The 626-nt window shown below is 71.4% G+C and carries 1 protein-coding gene; it reads right to left on the minus strand.

Going from position 1 to position 626, the window contains the following annotated elements; translation table 11 throughout:
- Positions 1-616 (minus strand): DUF4097 family beta strand repeat-containing protein (locus Psi02_RS39830; protein ID WP_203981100.1); only part of this gene is annotated, 616 nt, incomplete at its 3' end.
- Positions 617-626 lie beyond the last annotated feature (10 nt).

Consider the following 626-nt stretch of genomic DNA (forward strand, 5'->3'; position numbering starts at 1 on the left):
GGGCGGTGCCGTCGTTCTTGAGGGCGTTGCTGATGCGGCCGTAGGAGGTTCCGGCGTCCAGGGAGGCCGAGACGCCGGCGGCGGCGCTGACCGTGATGTCGCCGGACTGGGTGCGGAGCACGACGGTGCCGCCCGTGCCGCCCGTCGCCTCGGCGATCCGGATGTCGCCCCTTGTGGTGCTGATCTCCGCGGGGCCGCCCAGCCGGCCGACCTCGACGTCGCCGTCGACCGCGGTGAGGTGGACGCTCGCGGCCTCGTCGATCTTGATCTGGCCGTACGCGCCCTCGAAGGTGACGTCGCCGATCCGTCCGACGGCCCGGAATTCGGCGCTGGCCGCCTTCGCCTCGACCCGGGAGTCGGCGGGCAGTCGGACCGTCACCTCGATGGATCCGGACGGGCCGAAGTACTGGTTCTTGGCCGTGGTCGCGATCCGCAGGACGCCGTCGGCGTATTCGACCGTGGTCTGCTCGGCCGTCTTCACGTCGCGGCTCTTCGAGGCGTCGGCGGGCAGGACCTCGACCGTGGTGTCGGCGCGGTCGGCGGCGATGAACTGCACACGTCCGGCGGGGATGTCGAGGACGGCGGTGATCGGGGCGGTGGTGTCGAACTTCTGCATGATGTGCTCC

The sequence above is a fragment of the Planotetraspora silvatica genome, assembly GCF_016863315.1.
GTDB classification, from domain to species: domain Bacteria; phylum Actinomycetota; class Actinomycetes; order Streptosporangiales; family Streptosporangiaceae; genus Planotetraspora; species Planotetraspora silvatica.